Source organism: Serratia sp. FGI94 (assembly GCF_000330865.1).
GTDB lineage: Bacteria > Pseudomonadota > Gammaproteobacteria > Enterobacterales > Enterobacteriaceae > Serratia_B > Serratia_B rubidaea.
Genome location: NC_020064.1, coordinates 1,584,204 through 1,600,643, shown reverse-complemented (window position 1 = coordinate 1,600,643; position 16,440 = coordinate 1,584,204). Strand labels below are relative to the sequence as shown.

Sequence of the window (16,440 nt, the reverse complement as noted above, 5' to 3'; positions counted from 1 at the left end):
TCAACAACAAGGCCTGGTGAACGCGCCACCAGGCCATTAACTGCCGCTCGACAAACGGGATAGGTATCGAGCTTATTCTTGCTGCCGATAGGGATCCTTGACCAGCGAGACGCCAACGGCGCCGATAAATAAAAACAGCGCGACCACTAACAGCGGCCACATAAACCCATCGGTCGACTGACGTATATAACCCATTAACGAAGGCCCGACAAACCCGCCGAGATTGCCGATGGAGACGATCATCGCCAACCCGCCGGCGGCGGCATTGCCGGTGAGAAAACCCGACGGCAGTGCCCAGAAAGAGGCCTGAAATGACAAAATGCCGCTGACCGTAACGCAAAGCGCCATAATCTTATACAGCGGACCGTCCAGCACGGCGCTGGCAACCAACGCCGCGGCGGCGATCAGCAGCGCACCGGCAATCCAGCGTATGCGGTGCGACCTATTCGCCCTGCGCGCCCAAAACAGCATGCAAAAAGCGCCGCACACATAAGGTATTGCGGTAAGGTATCCCGTCGCGCCGTGGCTGACGCCCAGCTGTTTGATGATCTGCGGCATCCATAGCCCGACGCCAATAGAGCCGACAATGCCGCAGAAGTTGATCATCGCCAGCAGGTAAAGCAGCGGATTGCGCACGGCATCGCGCAGGCTGGAACCATGGGCCGCAGAGATCTGCCGGCGTTCCGCGTCGAGACGCCGGTTAAGCAGGCTCTTTTCCCTGGCGTTCAGCCACGCCGCCTTTTCTGGCTTATCCTGCAGGTAAAACAGGCACATGACGCCCAGAATCACCGCGGGCAGCCCCTCAATCAGCAGCAGCCATTGCCAGTTGCGCATATGCTCATGGCCGGTGAGCTGCATCAGCGCGCCGGAGACCGGAGCGCCGATAATATTGGCGACGGGGATCCCCACCAGAAATGAGGCGGTAATCCTGGCGCGCCAGTTACCCGGAAACCAATAGGTAAAAAACAGGTAAATGCCGGGGGTAAACCCGGCCTCGGCGACTCCCAGACAAAAACGCGCCAGCGTAAAACTGACGGGGCCGGTCACGAAGGCGGTCAGCATGGAGATCACCCCCCAGGAAATCATGATGCGGGCTATCCATATGCGCGCGCCGACCTTTTGCATAATCAGATTGCTAGGAACCTCGAATAAAAAATAACCGATAAAGAACATGCCGGCGCCGAACCCGAACTGTTCCGCGGTGATCCCCAGATCCGCATTCATGCCCAGCGCGGCAAAGCTGACGTTGGTGCGATCCAGATAGCTGACCACGTAGCAAAGAAAGATAAAGGGCAAAATGCGCCAGAACGCTTTCCTGGCGACGGTTTCACTCTGCGCAAAATCACGGTTACTCATAGCCTCATGCGGCTCAGGAACGGCGTCCGGCGTTGCCGGCGCAGCCGAAGGTAGCGAGTGCAAAGTCATGACGATCTCCGTTGCGTTTGGTTAACGCAGGCTCGTGTTCAGAGAAAAGCGGTCGACAGCGACGGCAGCTGGCGACCCGGGGTGCGCATCGGACAGGTCAAGATGGCGCCGCTGACGGACTCGGTGACAAACAGCTGCCTGAAGCCTTCTCCGCCAAAACACAAATTGGTGGTTGAACGCCCGGCCGGGCTGGTCAAAATTTCTATCGGCTCAGCAAGCTCATTAAGCAGCCAGACGCGGCCCAGTCCCGGGTTGGCGATCAGCAGCTCGCCGTGCTGATTGACCGTCAGTCCGTCCGGCCCGCTGGGGCCGAAGGAGGTGAAAAACTGCCCGACTTTACTCACCGAACCATCAGGCTGCAGCGGCACCCGCCAGACGCAGTTGCCGCGCGTCATCGCCACGTACAGCACCTTTTCGTCCGGAGAGAGCACCAGTCCGTTTGGACTGGGGCAGTTATCCAGCAGCAGATCCAGACGGCCGTCCTGGCCCAGCCGGTACACCCGGCCGGTGGGATCGTGCAGGCCGGTTTGACCCTGGTCGGTAAAATAGAGGTTGCCCTGAGAGTCCGGCGTCAGGTCGTTCACACCGCGGAAGCTTTCGCTGTTGCGCCGCGACAGCCAGGGGGTGATACGCCTTTCCTGCAGCGACAGTTTCATCAGCCCGTGCCGATAATCGGTAATAATCAGCGTGTCGGGATCGGTCAGCTTCATGCCGTTGGGCTCCCCGTCGTACTGCACCAGCAGTTCCCAGCGGCCCGACATATCCACCTGGAAAATCCGGCCGTAAGGGATATCGCTCACCAACAGGTAACCGTCAGGGTGCCAGACCGGCCCCTCAAGGAAGGAGTCCGTCAGCTGCCCGCCGCGATTGGCGGCGGCCCAGGCATTGTGCGCGTCAGGGCGGCGGAAATGGTCAGGCAGACGGGAAAATAGCGCCATCTGCCGCGTCTCCGGCGAAGTCAGCCACGTCATGATACGACGTCCTGTTTTTCCACCACTTTCAGCACATTTTCCGCGGCGGTCACCCCCATTTTGATATAGGAATGATCGCTGACGCCGCCGATATGCGGGGAAATAATCACGTTGTCGATGTGCTGCCAGGGGTGCGGCGCGCTCAGCGGCTCCACGGTAAAACTGTCCAGCCCGGCCCAGCGGAGGGTGCCGTTATCCAGCGCCCGCAGCAGCGCGTCATCATCAATCAGGCCGCCGCGGGCGGTGTTCACCAGAATCGCCCCCTTTTTAAAACAGGACAGGGCCTCGTCGTTAATCATTCTGACGTTCTGCTCGGTCAGCGGACAGTGCAGAGAAACCACGTCAGAACGCGCATACAGCTGCTGCACATCGTCGACGGGCTGACAGCCGGCAGGGAAAGCGCCGGCATAGGGATCGTAAGCCAGTACGCGCATGCCAAACGCCTGGCCGACATCGGCAACGCGGCGGCCGATGGCGCCCAGCCCCACCAGGCCCAGCGTACGGCCTTCCAGCTCCAGCGATTTGTGCCGGGCTTTATCCCAGTGCCCCTGACGCAGGCGACTATCCAGCGGCAGCACCGATTTGGCGCAGGCGAGAATCATCGCCCAGGTGTGCTCGGCCACCGCGGCGGCATTGGCACCCGGCGCGGACTTCACCTCAATCTGCCGCGCGGCGGCGGCCGCTTGATCGATAATGTCGATCCCGCTGCCGTGCTTGGAAATCACTTTCAGCCCCGGCGCGGCATCCATAATGCGCGCGTTGATGCGGCCATAACGCACAATGATGCCAACCGGATTATGACGCTGACACAGCGCCACCAGATCCTCTTCCGACGGCTTCCCTCCGGCAAATACCACGAGGTAATCGTCCAGCAGCGCCATCGCCTCGGCGGCCAGATCGGCGCCGGTCACTAAAATCACCGCGTTATCGCTCATTGCAGCGCCTCCCCGTCCGTCAGCATGCCAGCAGAACGCAGAGCGCCGTCAAGCCAGGCCGGGCGTAAATCCCCGCCATGAATCGCCGCGATACGGCGGGTTTCCATCGCCAGCTTTTTCGCCGCCAGCGCCAGGATCAACGTAACCTCGGCGCGCGGAATAACCACCACGCCGTCGGCATCGCCGACCACCAAATCGCCGGGCGCAACGGCGGCGCCCGCCACGGAAACCGGGTAATTGACGCGTCCCGGAATGGACTTGGTCGGTCCACAAGGGTTCAGCCCGGATGAAAACACCGGGTAGCCTTTGGCGATCAGGGCATCGGCGTCGCGTACCGCGCCATCAATGATAATGCCGGCAATGCCGGCGGCCTCTGCCTGGGTTGACATGATCTCCCCCAGCAGCGCGCAGCTGAGATCGCCCTTGCCGTCCACCACGATCACATCGCCAGGCTGAGCGACCGCCAGCGCGGCATGGATCGCCAGGTTATCGCCGGGCCGCACTTCCACCGTAATGGCCGGGCCGGCGACTTTCATACTTGCCGCCAGCGGTTTAACCCGTCCATGCAGCGTCCCCCGGCGCCCTGCGACATCGGCAAGAATTGCCGCCTGAAATTCTGCCGCCTGTCTGACATAATCGGCGCAGACACGGTCAAAATGACGGTTAATCATCGGTTGTTCAGAAGCAGACATAGGACCTCTCATTGCGTGATTTGTTTTACACAGTAAAACTACGTTGTACAGAACAAAACAACTATATCGATGAAACGCTGAATCACGCCAGTGTTACGGGGCTGTTTATGATGTAAACACGATGTTACTCACAGTTTTCAGGTACACTCAGTGCCGACAGAAACTCAGGAGAAGAAAGAAATGGGAAATGAAGGCGTTCATGCGGTGGAGAAAGCGCTGGCCTTACTGGATTGCTTCAAACCAGGGGAAGAGAACCTGTCACTCACCGAGTTATCGCAACTTTCCGGCTACCATAAAACCACGGTGTACCGGCTGATGAACTCTTTGGAGCGCATGGGCTATATCGTGCGACGGGAAAGCGGCATCTATACGCTTGGCCCCAGACTGCTGTATCTGGGCAAACTTTATGAACAGTCGTTCCATCTGGCCAGCATTGTCCAGCCGGAATTGCAGGCGCTGGCGTCCGCCACCAATGAAAGCGCCAGCTGGTATGTGCTGGACGAAGGCAAGCGCCTTTGCCTGTTCCGCGCCGAAGCCTCTGACGGATTGCGCCATTCCCGCCTGCCCGGCTCCATCTATCCCCTTGATGACTCCGCCATCAGCCAGGTGCTGCGCTACTGGGGGATGAACGAGCCGCTGTTTGACGCCCCGCCGGCGGTGCCGCTCTATACTTCCGGCGCCAGGGACCCGCACATTTCCGCCTTTGCGGTTCCGGTGTTCGCCGAGGGAGAAAAGCTGACCGCGGCATTAGCCCTGACCGGGCCGTCCTCCAGACTGACGCTGGATAAAAAAGAGAGCGGTCTTGGCGAACTGATGCGCGATACGGCAGCCAGATTGTCCGCCAGGCTCGGCGCCCGCAAGCCGTTCTGCGACCCGATCTACGGCCGCGGTTAGCAACGCCGGCAGCCGTCAGCGGAGATGACTGTCCCACGGCGGCCATTGTATAATCCCCCTACTCCGAGCAATGGTATAGTGTGGAAGACATGGCTAAAATTGGATTTTTATCATTAGGTTGCCCTAAAAACCTGGTGGATTCGGAACGGATCCTCACTGAACTGCGTAACGAAGGCTATCAGGTGGTGCCGCGTTACGATGACGCCGAGTTGGTGATCGTCAATACCTGCGGCTTTATCGACAGCGCGGTGCAAGAGTCGCTGGAGGCGATCGGCGAAGCGCTGCATGAGAACGGCAAGGTGATCGTCACCGGCTGCCTCGGCGCCAAAGAAGACCAAATCCGCGAAGTGCACCCCAAGGTGCTGGAAATTACCGGGCCGCACAGCTACGAGCAGGTTTTGTCGCACGTTCATCACTATGTGCCGAAACCGCCGCATAACCCGTTCACCAGCCTGATACCGGCGCAGGGCGTCAAACTGACGCCGAAACACTACGCCTACCTGAAAATATCCGAAGGCTGTAACCACCGCTGCACCTTCTGCATTATTCCGTCGATGCGCGGCGACCTCGACAGCCGCCCTATCGGCTCGGTGCTGGATGAAGCCAAACGCCTGGTAGACGCCGGCGTCAAAGAGCTGCTGGTGATCTCCCAGGACACCTCCGCCTACGGCGCAGACGTGAAACAGCGCACCGGCTTCTGGAACGGACAGCCGGTGAAAACCAGCATGGTCAGCCTGTGCGAACAGCTGGCCGGCCTCGGTGTCTGGGTGCGTCTGCACTATGTCTACCCGTACCCGCACGTGGATGAAGCGATCCCACTGATGGCCGCCGGCAAGATTTTGCCGTATCTGGATATTCCCCTGCAGCACGCCAGTCCGAAGATCCTCAAACTGATGAAGCGCCCGGGCGTGGTCGAACGCACGCTGGAGCGCATCAAACGCTGGCGTGAGATCTGCCCGGAACTGACGCTGCGCTCCACCTTTATCGTCGGCTTCCCGGGGGAAACCGAAGAGGATTTCCAGCTGCTGCTCGACTTCCTACAGCAGGCCCAGCTGGACCGCGTCGGCTGCTTTAAATACAGCCCGGTGGAAGGCGCCGCGGCCAACGAACTGGCGGACCCGGTGCCGGAAGAGGTCAAAGAGGCGCGCTACCACCGCTTTATGCAGCTGCAGCAGCAGATATCGGCACAGCGCCTGCAGGAAAAAGTGGGCCGTGAACTGCTGGTGCTGATCGACGACGTCGACGCGGAAGGCGCGACCGGCCGCAGTATGGCCGACGCGCCGGAGATCGACGGCGCGGTGTACCTGAACGGCGACACCGGCGTCAACGTGGGGGATATCGTGAAAGTGAGAATCGACCACGCTGATGAATATGACCTGTGGGGCAGCCGCGTTTAAATCAGCTTATGGCGCTGCTGAAAAACCTGCAGCGCCAAAGCGGCACACTCAGCTGACCGGCATTCGCGCCGGATCCGGATGCTGATAGACAAACCCCAGCTCGCGGCAGATCCGGCTGCCGTCCACCAGTCGCGCCGGCTGTTCCGGCTCTGCCGCAAACTGCGGCGGCGTCAGCTGCAACTGCGCCGCCAGCTGCGGGTAAAACTCGCGTTTCAGCGGGTGGTGCGGCGCGCACAGATTATAAACGTGCCCGCCTGTCGGCAGCGTCAGCAGCAGTTGAATCGCGGCGATCGCGTCATCCTGATGCAGCAGATTGACGCCCTGCCCGCCGCCTTTGACCGCCACCTTACCGGCCAGAAAACGCCCCGGATGACGCTCGGCGCCCACCAGCCCGGCCAGGCGTAAAATATCCACCGAGGTATTGGGCAGCTCATGCAGCCAGCGTTCCAGCTCCGCCAGCACCCGGCCCGAGGGGCTGACCGGGTTGATCGGCGCATCCTCGTTCAGCATGCCGGCGGCCTCGCCGTACACCGAGGTCGAACTGGTGAAAATAATCCGCGATACGCCGTAGGCCATCGCGCTGTCCACCAGCATCCGCACCGCGTTGAAATAGTTTTCGCTGCCCTCGACGGTGCGACGCGCCGGCAGCGTAATCACCAGTGCATCCACCTGCAGCAAGGCGTCCAGATCGTCCGCTTCACACTCCAGTTCCGGCGTCAGCGTCAGCGGGTAGCACTCAACGCCGCTCATGCGCGCGGCCTCCACGCCGTCCGGGGTGGTTTTGCTGCCCACCACCTCAAACCCGCGGCTTATCAGGGACAGGGCCAGCGGCATGCCCAGCCAGCCAAGGCCAACAATGGCGACTTTTTTCATCTCTTCCTCTCCTGAAGATTACGGCGCACTCCGGTTATCAAGGCTACGCCAGTCGCGACGGCATGGCAATCGGCGCCCTGTCGGGTTAGGTAAACCGGCATATAGCTAATAACTGAACCTGTTTCAATAAATTAAATTTATGACCGTAAAAAAGAGTTGCGCGATCCATAACCTATAGTTTAGGTTAATTAGCAATTCAGTCATTCATGACACAGATACGAGATTACACATGACGCGCATTCAGTTCAGCCACCATCATCACCATCATCCTGACTAGTCTTTCAGGCGATGAGTGCTGGGAGACGGTTTTTAAATCTTCCAGCGGCGCGCAGATTGTAAGAGAGAGCCCTCGGAAGATTTCTTCCGAGGGTTTTTTTTTGCCCCCGGACAGACAGAAAAAATATTTTTACAACAAATTCATAAAATTACAGATTAAACAGAGGTTACCATGCTGGATAAAACACGCTTACGCATCGCCATGCAGAAGTCAGGTCGTCTGAGCGACGAGTCGCAGGAGCTGCTGGCGCGCTGCGGGATTAAAATCAACCTGCAGCAGCAGCGTCTGATCGCCTTCGCAGAAAATATGCCGATTGATATCCTGCGGGTGCGCGATGACGATATCCCCGGCCTGGTGATGGACGGCGTGGTCGACCTGGGCATCATCGGCGAGAACGTGCTGGAAGAAGAGCTGCTGACCCGCCGCGCGCAGGGGGAAGACCCGCGCTACCTCACCCTGCGTCGCCTGGACTTCGGCGGTTGCCGCCTGTCGCTGGCCGCCCCGCTCGATACCGACTACACCGGCCCGCAAAGCCTGCAGAACGCCCGCATCGCCACCTCCTACCCGCACCTGCTGAAGCAGTACCTCGACAAACAGGGCGTCAGCTTTAAATCCTGCCTGCTGAACGGCTCGGTGGAAGTCGCGCCGCGCGCCGGCCTGGCGGACGCCATCTGCGATCTGGTGTCAACCGGCGCCACGCTGGAGGCCAACGGCCTGCGCGAAGTCGAAGTCATCTACCGCTCGAAAGCCTGCCTGATCCAGCGCGACGGCGAAATGCCGGCCGCCAAGCAGCAGCTGATCGACCGCCTGATGACCCGTATTCAGGGCGTGATTCAGGCGCGGGAATCCAAATACATCATGCTGCACGCGCCAAGCGAGCGTCTGGAAGAGATCGTCGCGCTGCTGCCGGGCGCCGAACGCCCGACCATTCTGCCGCTGGCCGGCGCGCAGAACCGCGTGGCGATGCACATGGTCAGCAGCGAGACCCTGTTCTGGGAAACCATGGAGAAGCTGAAGGCGCTCGGCGCCAGCTCGATCCTGGTACTGCCGATCGAAAAGATGATGGAGTAACGCCATGTCTGACTTCAATACCCCCGTCAACTGGGCCGACTGCAGCGCCGAACAGCGCGCCGCCCTGCTGATGCGCCCGGCGATTTCCGCCTCGGACAGCATCAGCGCCACGGTGCGCGGCATCCTCGACAACGTGAAAAGCAACGGCGACCGCGCCCTGCGCGAGTACAGCGCCAAATTTGACAGCGTTGAGGTCGATGCCCTGCGAGTGACGCCGGCGCAGATTAACGCCGCCGTCGCCCGGCTCGGTGACGATATCAAGCAGGCGATGGCCGTCGCCGTCGGCAACGTGACCACTTTCCACAACGCGCAGCAGCTGCCGCTGGTCGACGTAGAAACCCAGCCGGGCGTGCGCTGCCAGCAGGTGACGCGGCCGATTGACTCGGTCGGCCTGTATATTCCCGGCGGCTCCGCGCCGCTGTTCTCCACCGTGCTGATGCTGGCGACCCCGGCGCGCATCGCCGGCTGCCGCCGCGTGGTGCTGTGCTCGCCGCCGCCGATTGCCGATGAGATCCTGTATGCGGCGCAGCTGTGCGGCGTGCAGGAGGTGTTCCAGGTCGGCGGCGCACAGGCGATCGCCGCCATGGCGTTCGGCACCGAATCCGTCCCGCGGGTCGATAAAATCTTCGGGCCGGGCAACGCCTTCGTTACCGAAGCCAAACGTCAGGTCAGCCAGCGTCTCGACGGCGCGGCAATCGATATGCCGGCCGGTCCGTCAGAGGTGCTGGTGATCGCCGATGCCGGCGCCACGCCGGCGTTCGTCGCCTCCGATTTACTGTCGCAGGCGGAGCACGGCCCGGATTCTCAGGTGATTCTGCTGACCCCGGACGCTGCAATGGCGCAGGCGGTGGCCGAGGCGGTGGAACAGCAGCTGGCGGCGCTGCCGCGAGCTGAGACCGCCCGCCAGGCGCTGGCCGCCAGCCGCCTGATCGTGGCGCGCGATCTGGCCGAATGCGTCAGTATCAGCAACCGTTACGGCCCGGAGCACCTGATTATTCAGACGCGCAACGCGCGCGATCTGGTTGACGACATCACCAGCGCCGGCTCAGTGTTCCTCGGCGACTGGTCGCCGGAGTCCGCCGGAGATTACGCCTCCGGCACCAACCACGTGCTGCCGACCTACGGCTACACCGCCACCTGCTCCAGCCTGGGACTGGCGGATTTCCAAAAGCGCATGACGGTGCAGGAGCTGTCACCGCAGGGCTTTATGGGGCTGGCGGCCACCATTGAGGTGCTGGCCGCCGCCGAACAGCTGATCGCCCACAAAAACGCCGTAACCCTGCGCGTCGCCGCGCTGAAGGAGCAAGCATGAGCATTGAAAATCTGGCGCGCCAGAACGTGCGCGACCTGACGCCTTACCAGTCGGCGCGTCGCCTTGGCGGCAGCGGCGACGTCTGGCTCAACGCCAACGAATACCCGCTGGCGCCCAGCTTCCAGCCGGCAGCCGATAACCTGAACCGTTACCCGGAGTGCCAGCCGGCGCAGGTGATTGCCCGCTACGCCGAGTATGCCGGCGTCACCCCGGAGCAGGTGCTGGTCAGCCGCGGCGCGGATGAGGGCATCGAGCTGCTGATTCGCGCCTTCTGCGAACCGGGCCAGGACGCCATTTTATACTGCCCGCCGACCTACGGCATGTACGGCGTCAGCGCCGAAACCTTCGGCGTTGAGCGGCGCACCGTACCGAGCAAAGCCGACTGGCAGCTCGACCTGCCGGCGATTGCCGCCAGCCTCGACAACGTCAAACTGATCTATGTCTGCAGCCCGAACAATCCGACCGGCAACCTGCTGGAACCGGATTCGCTGCGCGCGCTGCTGGAGATGGCCAAAGGCAAAGCCATTGTGGCGGTGGACGAAGCTTATATCGAGTTTTGCCCGCAGGCCAGCGTGGCCGGCTGGCTGGCAGACTACCCGCACCTGGCGATCCTGCGCACCCTGTCCAAAGCCTTTGCGCTGGCCGGCCTGCGCTGCGGCTTTACGCTGGCGAACCCGGCGCTGATCGCCCTGCTGCTGAAGGTGATCGCCCCCTACCCACTCTCCAGCCCGGTAGCGGATATCGCCGCTCAGGCGCTCAGCGCCGAAGGCCTGCGCCTGATGCGCCAGCGCGTCGGCGAGATTGCCGCCAACCGCCTGTGGCTGCAGCAGGCGCTGGAAACGTGCGCCTGCGTCGAACAGGTGTTCGCCAGCGACAGCAACTATTTGCTGGTGCGCTTCACCGCCGCCAGCAATGTGTTTAAAAGCTTGTGGGATCAGGGCATTATCTTACGAGACCAAAACAAACAGCCCGGGCTTTCCGGCTGCCTGCGCATCACCATAGGCACCCGTGATGAATGCCAGCGCGTGATTGACGCGCTCCGCCCGCTGCCCGGAACCACCACGACTCGCCAGGAGCCACTGTGAGCCAGAAATATCTGTTTATTGACCGCGACGGCACGCTGATCGCCGAACCCCCTGAAGATTTCCAGGTTGACCGCCTGGATAAACTGGCGCTGGAACCGGCGGTGATCCCTTCCCTGCTGGCGCTGCAGGCGGCCGGCTATACCCTGGTGATGATCACCAATCAGGACGGGCTCGGCACCGACAGTTTCCCGCAGGACACCTTCGATCCGCCGCACAACCTGATGATGCAGATCCTCAGCTCGCAGGGGATCCGCTTTGAAGAGGTGCTGATCTGTCCGCACCTGCCGGCGGACAACTGCGCCTGCCGCAAGCCAAAAACCGCGCTGGTGACGCGCTACCTGCAGCCGGGCGCGATCGACGCCGAACGCAGCTATGTGATCGGCGACCGCCAGACCGACATCCAGCTGGCGGAAAATATGGGCATTCAGGGGCTGCTGTACCAGCGCGGCGCCTTGGACTGGCCGGCGATTACCCGCCAGCTGACCCAGCGCGATCGCCATGCGCACGTTAACCGCGTTACCAAGGAGACGCAGATCGAAGTAGACGTCTGGTTGGATCGCGAAGGCGACAGCAAGATCAAAACCGGCGTCGGCTTCTTCGATCATATGCTCGATCAGATCGCCACCCACGGCGGCTTCCGCATGAATATTCAGGTCAACGGCGATCTGTATATTGACGATCACCACACGGTGGAGGATACCGCGCTGGCGCTGGGCGAAGCGCTGCACAAGGCGCTGGGCGACAAGCGCGGCATCGCGCGCTTCGGCTTCATGTTGCCGATGGACGAGTGCCTGGCGCGCTGCGCCATGGATATCTCCGGCCGGCCGCACCTGGAGTATAAGGCCGAGTTCAACTATCAGCGCGTCGGCGATTTAAGCACCGAGATGATCGAGCACTTCTTCAGCTCACTCTCTTACACCATGGGCTGCACGCTGCACCTGAAAACCAAGGGCAAAAACGATCACCATCGGGCCGAGAGCCTGTTTAAAGCCTTTGGCCGCACCCTGCGCCAGGCGATTCGCGTGGACGGCAATACGCTGCCCAGCTCGAAAGGAGTGCTGTGATGAACGTGGTCATTCTGGATACCGGCTGCGCCAACCTCTCTTCGGTCAACTATGCGGTCAGGCGGCTGGGTTACCAACCGGCGGTCAGCCGCGACCCGGAGATCGTGCTGCGCGCCGACAAGCTGTTTCTGCCCGGCGTCGGCACCGCCAAGGCGGCGATGGAACAGCTGGAACAGCGCGAGCTGATTGAGCTGATCAAAGCCTGCACCCAACCGGTGCTGGGCATTTGCCTCGGCATGCAGCTGCTGGCGGACAGCAGTGAAGAGAACGGCGGTATCACCACGCTGGGGGTGATCGACTCGCAGGTGAAGCAGATGGACGCCGGCGGCCTGCCGCTGCCGCATATGGGCTGGAACCAGGTTTCCGCCCTGGCCGGCAGCCACCTGTTCCGCGGCATCGATGACGGCGCCTATTTTTACTTCGTCCACAGCTATGCGATGCCAATATGTCCAAACACCATCGCCCAGGCGAACTACGGCGCGCCCTTCACCGCCGCCGTACAAAAAGACAACTTCTTCGGCGTGCAGTTTCACCCAGAACGTTCTGGTGCCGCCGGCGCGCAGTTAATGAAAAACTTTCTGGAGATGTAGGCAGCATGATTATCCCCGCATTGGATTTGATCGACGGCAAGGTGGTGCGCCTGCATCAGGGCGATTACGGCCGGCAGCGCGACTACGGCAGCGACCCGCTGCCGCGCCTGCAGGACTATCAGCAACAGGGCGCGCAGGTGCTGCACCTGGTGGACCTCACCGGAGCGAAAGATCCGGGCGCCCGCCAGCTGCCGCTGCTGCGTCAGCTGTTAGCCGGCGTGACGGTGCCGGTACAGGTCGGCGGCGGCGTGCGTCATGAACAGGACGTGGCGTCCCTGCTGGAAGCCGGCGCCAGCCGCGTGGTGATTGGCTCCACCGCCGTGAAGCAGCCGGCGCTGGTGCAGAGCTGGTTTGAACGCTACGGCGCGGACGCGCTGGTGCTGGCGCTGGACGTGCGTATCGATGCCGCCGGCGCCAAGCAGGTGGCGATCAGCGGCTGGCAGGAGAACTCTGACGCCACGCTGGAACAGGTGGTTGAACAGTTTCTGCCCTACGGCCTGAAGCACGTGCTGTGCACCGATATTTCCCGCGATGGCACGCTGGCCGGCTCTAACGTGGCGCTGTATCAGGAAATCAGCCAACGCTACCCGCAGGTTGCCTTCCAGGCCTCCGGCGGCATCGGCGGGCTGGAGGATATCGCGGCGCTGCGCGGCAGCGGCGTGGAGGGCGTGATCGTCGGCCGGGCGCTGCTGGAAGGTAAATTTAACGTTGAGGAGGCCATTGCATGCTGGCAAAACGGATAATTCCCTGCCTGGATGTCAAAGACGGGCAAGTGGTGAAAGGCGTGCAGTTCCGCAACCACGAAATCATCGGCGATATCGTGCCGCTGGCGCAGCGCTATGCAGAGGAAGGCGCGGACGAGCTGGTGTTCTATGATATCACTGCCTCCAGCGACGGCCGCGTGGTGGACAAGAGCTGGGTGTCGCGCGTGGCGGAAGTGATCGATATCCCCTTCTGCGTCGCCGGCGGGATTAAAAGCGCCGATGACGCCAGCCAGATCCTGTCGTTCGGCGCCGACAAAATCTCCATCAACTCGCCGGCGCTGGCGGACCCGAGCCTGATCGGCCGGCTGGCCGACCGTTTTGGCGTGCAGTGCATCGTCGTCGGCATCGACACCTGGTATGACGAAAACAGCGGTAAATATCACGTCAACCAGTATACCGGCGATGAAAGCCGCACCCGCATCACCCAGTGGGAAACGCTGGACTGGGTGCAGGAAGTGCAGAAGCTGGGGGCCGGGGAGATCGTGCTCAACATGATGAACCAGGACGGCGTACGCAACGGCTACGATCTGGAGCAGCTGCGCCGCGTGCGTGAGCTGTGCAACGTGCCGCTGATCGCCTCCGGCGGCGCCGGCACCATGGCCCACTTCCTGGAAGCCTTCCGCGACGCCAACGTCGACGGCGCGCTGGCGGCATCGGTGTTCCATAAACAAATTATCAATATCGGCGAACTGAAACGGTTCCTGGCCGATAACGGCGTGGAGATTCGCGTGTGTTAACCGAACAACAGAAAGCCCGGCTGGACTGGGAAAAAACCGATAACCTGATGCCGGTTATCGTTCAGCACGCCGTTTCCGGCGAAGTGCTGATGCTGGGCTATATGAACCAGGAAGCGCTGGCCACTACCGAGAGCAGCGGCAAGGTGACCTTTTACTCCCGCACCAAACAGCGCCTGTGGACCAAAGGGGAAAGCTCCGGGTATTTCCTCAACGTGGTCAGCATCACGCCGGACTGCGATAACGATACGCTGCTGATTCTGGCGCAGCCTATCGGCCCGACCTGCCACCTGGGCAACAGCAGCTGCTTCCACCCGGCGGCCAGCGACTGGACCTTCCTGTATCAGCTGGAACAGCTGTTGGCGGCGCGCAAGAACGCCGACCCGCAGAGTTCATATACCGCCAGCCTGTACGCCAGCGGCACCAAGCGCATCGCGCAGAAAGTGGGGGAAGAAGGCGTGGAGACCGCGCTGGCAGCAACGGTGAATGACCGCGAGGAGCTGACCAACGAGGCGTCGGATCTGATTTACCACCTGCTGGTGCTGCTGCAGGACCAGCAGTTGGATCTGAGCACAGTGATCGGCCGGCTGCGCGAGCGTCACGCGAAATAAGCCTGCCGCAGGCCAGATAAAGAAAAAGCCGCAGGGGATTAACCGCTGCGGCTTTTTTTCAGCCGGCGCACAATGCGCCGGCGGCAAGAACGACGCTTATTCCATCCACTCGGTATGGAACACGCCTTCTTTGTCGATACGTTTGTAAGTATGCGCACCGAAGTAGTCGCGCTGAGCCTGGATCAGGTTCGCCGGCAGTACCGCAGAACGGTAGCTGTCGTAGTACGCGATGGCCGCGGAGAAGGTTGGCGTAGGAATGCCGTTCTGCACCGCATAAGAGACCACGTCACGCAGCGCCTGCTGATAGTCGTCGGCAATCTGCTTGAAGTATGGTGCCAGCAGCAGGTTGGCGATATCGGCGTTTTCCGCGTAGGCATCGGTGATTTTCTGCAGGAACTGAGCGCGGATGATGCAGCCGGCACGGAAGATCTTGGCGATTTCGCCGTAGTTCAGATCCCAGTTGTTCTCTTTGGATGCCGCTTTCAGCTGAGAGAAGCCCTGCGCGTAGGAAACAATTTTGCCCAGGTACAGTGCGCGACGCACTTTCTCGATAAACTCGGCCTTATCACCGCTGAAGGTCGCAACCTGCGGACCGGTCAGCACTTTAGACGCGGCTACGCGCTGGTCTTTCAGTGAGGACAGGTAGCGTGCGAAGACGGATTCGGTGATCAGCGACAGCGGTTCGCCCAGATCCAGCGAACTTTGGCTGGTCCACTTGCCGGTGCCTTTGTTTGCCGCTTCATCCAGGATCACATCAACCAGGTATTTACCTTCTTCATCTTTTTTGGTGAAGATATCTTTGGTGATGTCGATCAGGTAGCTGTTCAGCTCGCCCTTGTTCCACTCGGCGAAGGTGTCCGCCAGCTCTTCGTTGCTCAGGTTCAGCGCCTGCTTCAGCAGCGAGTAAGCTTCGGCAATCAGCTGCATATCGCCGTATTCGATGCCGTTGTGCACCATTTTCACATAGTGGCCGGCGCCATCTGCGCCGATGTAGGCCACGCAAGGCTCGCCTTCGGCCACGGCGGCGATCTTCTCAAGGATAGGGGCAACCAGCTCGTACGCTTCTTTCTGGCCGCCAGGCATGATGGAAGGCCCTTTCAGCGCGCCCTCTTCACCGCCGGAAACGCCGGTGCCGATGAAGTTGAAGCCCTGGTCAGACAACTCACGGTTACGACGAATGGTGTCCTGATAGTAGGTGTTGCCGCCATCGATCAGAATATCACCTTTATCCAGGTGCGGAGTCAGGGAAGCAATAGTCTTATCGGTCGCTTCGCCCGCTTTTACCATCAGCAAAATGCGGCGCGGTTTTTCCAGCGATTCAACAAACTCTTCAACGCTGTAGTAAGGCGCCAGGTTTTTGCCTGGGTTCTCAGCAATCACTTCGTCAGTCTTATCGCCTGAACGGTTGAAGATGGAAACGGTGTAGCCACGGCTCTCGATGTTCAGTGCCAGATTGCGGCCCATTACCGCCATGCCGACAACGCCGATTTGTTGCTTGGACATTTAGTCACTCCTGTCTGAAGGTACCCCTGCTAACAGCTCTCGGCTAACAGGTTTTGTGATGTGGCCCACATGTTAACTCAGGTTTGCGGGTGGTGGGTAGTGATTGGTGCGATAGATAAAGAGTAACAACGCCCTGACATACAACGTGATTATTATTACAAAATAAAAATTATAGGAATAATCCTAGCAAAAAAAGGATTGCTTATATTACAGACATGCACATAAAGCCCTATTGATACCCC

General features: G+C 60.8%; 17 protein-coding genes and 1 other annotated feature. Of the genes, 11 read left to right on the top strand and 6 right to left on the bottom strand.

From position 1 onward, the window contains the following. Nucleotides 1-72 precede the first annotated feature (72 nt). From D781_RS07360 to D781_RS07345, 4 genes are read right to left on the bottom strand one after another with little or no spacing between them, the layout of a single operon-like run. Nucleotides 73-1,425, bottom strand: coding sequence for an MFS transporter (locus D781_RS07360; protein WP_015671683.1), 1,353 nt, complete (start codon nucleotides 1,423-1,425; stop codon nucleotides 73-75). A gap of 38 nt (nucleotides 1,426-1,463) precedes the next feature. Further along, nucleotides 1,464-2,396: an SMP-30/gluconolactonase/LRE family protein gene (locus D781_RS07355; protein ID WP_015671682.1), complete on the bottom strand. Its 933-nt coding sequence runs from the start codon at nucleotides 2,394-2,396 to the stop codon at nucleotides 1,464-1,466. After that, on the bottom strand, nucleotides 2,393-3,331 hold the full coding sequence (locus D781_RS07350; RefSeq protein WP_015671681.1) for an NAD(P)-dependent oxidoreductase: 939 nt from the start codon (nucleotides 3,329-3,331) through the stop codon (nucleotides 2,393-2,395). The genes D781_RS07355 and D781_RS07350 overlap by 4 nt, the downstream gene beginning before the upstream one ends. Continuing rightward, the gene (locus tag D781_RS07345; protein WP_015671680.1) at nucleotides 3,328-4,023 is read right to left on the bottom strand and encodes a demethylmenaquinone methyltransferase; all 696 of its coding nucleotides are present in this window, start codon (nucleotides 4,021-4,023) and stop codon (nucleotides 3,328-3,330) included. The genes D781_RS07350 and D781_RS07345 overlap by 4 nt, the downstream gene beginning before the upstream one ends. A gap of 180 nt (nucleotides 4,024-4,203) precedes the next feature. On the opposite strand from D781_RS07345, the gene D781_RS07340 reads away from it, so the two are divergent. Next, nucleotides 4,204-4,917, top strand: a complete 714-nt coding sequence (locus D781_RS07340; RefSeq protein WP_015671679.1) for an IclR family transcriptional regulator — start codon at nucleotides 4,204-4,206, stop codon at nucleotides 4,915-4,917. A gap of 89 nt (nucleotides 4,918-5,006) precedes the next feature. Continuing rightward, entirely contained in the window at nucleotides 5,007-6,314 is a 1,308-nt protein-coding gene (rimO, locus tag D781_RS07335) for a 30S ribosomal protein S12 methylthiotransferase RimO (RefSeq protein ID WP_015671678.1), read from the top strand. Between the two features lie 48 nt (nucleotides 6,315-6,362). Here rimO and D781_RS07330 read toward each other — a convergent pair whose 3' ends face one another. Next, entirely contained in the window at nucleotides 6,363-7,187 is an 825-nt protein-coding gene (locus D781_RS07330) for an SDR family oxidoreductase (RefSeq protein ID WP_015671677.1), read from the bottom strand. A 229-nt stretch (nucleotides 7,188-7,416) separates the two neighbouring features. Here D781_RS07330 and hisL point away from each other — a divergent pair, with 229 nt between their 5' ends. The 9 genes from hisL to hisIE all read left to right on the top strand — a co-directional run bounded on the left by hisL (nucleotide 7,417) and on the right by hisIE (nucleotide 14,695). After that, a complete protein-coding gene (gene hisL / locus D781_RS23380) occupies nucleotides 7,417-7,464 on the top strand; it encodes a his operon leader peptide (protein ID WP_101495319.1) in 48 nt (15 codons plus the stop codon). Then, nucleotides 7,440-7,566 (top strand) — a sequence feature (His leader region). It overlaps the preceding gene by 25 nt. Before the next feature lie 69 nt (nucleotides 7,567-7,635). Further along, complete coding sequence (hisG, locus tag D781_RS07325; protein ID WP_015671676.1) at nucleotides 7,636-8,535, top strand: ATP phosphoribosyltransferase; 900 nt, start codon at nucleotides 7,636-7,638, stop codon at nucleotides 8,533-8,535. A gap of 4 nt (nucleotides 8,536-8,539) precedes the next feature. Next, entirely contained in the window at nucleotides 8,540-9,847 is a 1,308-nt protein-coding gene (gene hisD / locus D781_RS07320; protein ID WP_015671675.1) for a histidinol dehydrogenase, read from the top strand. After that, a complete protein-coding gene (hisC, locus tag D781_RS07315; protein WP_015671674.1) occupies nucleotides 9,844-10,932 on the top strand; it encodes a histidinol-phosphate transaminase in 1,089 nt (362 codons plus the stop codon). Before hisD ends, hisC begins: the two co-directional genes overlap by 4 nt. Next, the gene (gene hisB, locus D781_RS07310) at nucleotides 10,929-11,996 is read left to right on the top strand and encodes a bifunctional histidinol-phosphatase/imidazoleglycerol-phosphate dehydratase HisB (RefSeq protein ID WP_015671673.1); all 1,068 of its coding nucleotides are present in this window, start codon (nucleotides 10,929-10,931) and stop codon (nucleotides 11,994-11,996) included. Before hisC ends, hisB begins: the two co-directional genes overlap by 4 nt. Further along, nucleotides 11,996-12,586 carry an imidazole glycerol phosphate synthase subunit HisH gene (hisH, locus tag D781_RS07305; RefSeq protein ID WP_015671672.1) on the top strand — a complete coding sequence of 197 codons (591 nt, stop codon included), beginning with the start codon at nucleotides 11,996-11,998 and terminating at the stop codon, nucleotides 12,584-12,586. Before hisB ends, hisH begins: the two co-directional genes overlap by 1 nt. A gap of 5 nt (nucleotides 12,587-12,591) precedes the next feature. Then, a complete protein-coding gene (gene hisA, locus D781_RS07300; RefSeq protein WP_015671671.1) occupies nucleotides 12,592-13,329 on the top strand; it encodes a 1-(5-phosphoribosyl)-5-[(5-phosphoribosylamino)methylideneamino]imidazole-4-carboxamide isomerase in 738 nt (245 codons plus the stop codon). Further along, nucleotides 13,311-14,087 (top strand): imidazole glycerol phosphate synthase subunit HisF, encoded by a 777-nt coding sequence (gene hisF / locus D781_RS07295; RefSeq protein WP_015671670.1) that lies wholly within the window; start codon nucleotides 13,311-13,313, stop codon nucleotides 14,085-14,087. Before hisA ends, hisF begins: the two co-directional genes overlap by 19 nt. Continuing rightward, nucleotides 14,081-14,695: a bifunctional phosphoribosyl-AMP cyclohydrolase/phosphoribosyl-ATP diphosphatase HisIE gene (gene hisIE, locus D781_RS07290; protein WP_015671669.1), complete on the top strand. Its 615-nt coding sequence runs from the start codon at nucleotides 14,081-14,083 to the stop codon at nucleotides 14,693-14,695. Before hisF ends, hisIE begins: the two co-directional genes overlap by 7 nt. 96 nt (nucleotides 14,696-14,791) lie before the next feature. Here the strand turns inward: hisIE and gndA are convergent, their stop codons facing one another. Beyond that, nucleotides 14,792-16,198, bottom strand: a complete 1,407-nt coding sequence (gene gndA, locus D781_RS07285) for an NADP-dependent phosphogluconate dehydrogenase (protein WP_015671668.1) — start codon at nucleotides 16,196-16,198, stop codon at nucleotides 14,792-14,794. Nucleotides 16,199-16,440: the final 242 nt, after the last annotated feature.

Bases quoted from the DNA above. Each gene is read 5' to 3' on its own strand.
- hisA (WP_015671671.1), top strand. From the start codon at position 12,592: ATGATTATCCCCGCATTGGATTTGATCGACGGCAAGGTGGTGCGCCTG.
- hisF (WP_015671670.1), top strand. From the start codon at position 13,311: ATGCTGGCAAAACGGATAATTCCCTGCCTGGATGTCAAAGACGGGCAA.
- D781_RS07350 (WP_015671681.1), bottom strand. From the start codon at position 3,331: ATGAGCGATAACGCGGTGATTTTAGTGACCGGCGCCGATCTGGCCGCC.
- D781_RS07330 (WP_015671677.1), bottom strand. From the start codon at position 7,187: ATGAAAAAAGTCGCCATTGTTGGCCTTGGCTGGCTGGGCATGCCGCTG.
- D781_RS07360 (WP_015671683.1), bottom strand. From the start codon at position 1,425: ATGACTTTGCACTCGCTACCTTCGGCTGCGCCGGCAACGCCGGACGCC.
- D781_RS07340 (WP_015671679.1), top strand. From the start codon at position 4,204: ATGGGAAATGAAGGCGTTCATGCGGTGGAGAAAGCGCTGGCCTTACTG.
- gndA (WP_015671668.1), bottom strand. From the start codon at position 16,198: ATGTCCAAGCAACAAATCGGCGTTGTCGGCATGGCGGTAATGGGCCGC.
- hisC (WP_015671674.1), top strand. From the start codon at position 9,844: ATGAGCATTGAAAATCTGGCGCGCCAGAACGTGCGCGACCTGACGCCT.
- rimO (WP_015671678.1), top strand. From the start codon at position 5,007: ATGGCTAAAATTGGATTTTTATCATTAGGTTGCCCTAAAAACCTGGTG.
- D781_RS07355 (WP_015671682.1), bottom strand. From the start codon at position 2,396: ATGACGTGGCTGACTTCGCCGGAGACGCGGCAGATGGCGCTATTTTCC.
- D781_RS07345 (WP_015671680.1), bottom strand. From the start codon at position 4,023: ATGTCTGCTTCTGAACAACCGATGATTAACCGTCATTTTGACCGTGTC.
- hisD (WP_015671675.1), top strand. From the start codon at position 8,540: ATGTCTGACTTCAATACCCCCGTCAACTGGGCCGACTGCAGCGCCGAA.
- hisG (WP_015671676.1), top strand. From the start codon at position 7,636: ATGCTGGATAAAACACGCTTACGCATCGCCATGCAGAAGTCAGGTCGT.
- hisH (WP_015671672.1), top strand. From the start codon at position 11,996: ATGAACGTGGTCATTCTGGATACCGGCTGCGCCAACCTCTCTTCGGTC.